Source organism: Microcoleus sp. EPA2, assembly GCA_020882975.1.
Taxonomy (GTDB): domain Bacteria; phylum Cyanobacteriota; class Cyanobacteriia; order Cyanobacteriales; family Microcoleaceae; genus Microcoleus.
The window spans coordinates 34,852-35,549 of record JAHRFD010000042.1; the positions used below are offsets into that span (position 1 = coordinate 34,852).

Annotated in this window: 1 protein-coding gene; it reads right to left on the reverse strand. The window is 41.3% G+C overall.

Translation table 11 applies throughout. The features are described 5' to 3' along the window. Positions 1-210: 210 nt before the first annotated feature. On the reverse strand, positions 211-633 hold the full coding sequence (locus tag AAFP14_RS24305) for a XisI protein (protein WP_341734759.1): 423 nt from the start codon (positions 631-633) through the stop codon (positions 211-213). Positions 634-698: the final 65 nt, after the last annotated feature.

Consider the following 698-nt stretch of genomic DNA (forward strand, 5'->3'; position numbering starts at 1 on the left):
GCGACAATTTTCGATTCGGAATTATTTGAGGTGTGGCGAGAAACCGGGTTTTTTTGAGAATCCTTAGTTACAGTCGGAGATTTGGGCAAAAACCCGGTTTCTGAGATTTTGGGTTTTGGGCGATCGCACTTAAACTCGATAAAATTAGATATCTGCAAAACATCTTAACAATTTCTAGACGCGATTTCAATCGCCGAATTATCTATCAGCTTAGGCCGATCGCACAGCAGCAGATTCAGCAACAATTTTTTCATCTTTGTCGCTCAAACCAGTTCCAAATTCAGTATATTGTCGCACTTGAGGATGCCTAAAACCGAGTACAATATCTTCTTTAGGAACACCTGCCGCTAGTAAATCGGTAGCCACGCCTTCTTCGGTATCATCATATTGAATCCAGATTTTATCGCCGATTAAATCGAGGTGGATTGGTGTGGCGTGAAGGTACTTGTTCTCATTCCAACCAATATCCAAAACTAAATATCCTCCTCGTTCATCATCAAATAAAAGTTGAGAATGATAGCCATCAGGTATAGTATTGTAGAAGTTAGCGTGTTCCTGAAGTATGGTTTTGTTGACACTCTCAGGTCTAAAGACGCTGAGATTCTTAAGAAATTTCGTTCTTAATATCCTGATTGCTCAGGTTCCCAAACTCACCACGTTTGCCTGTCCGGCGTGGTGATATCTTTTGGGCGTTTAGG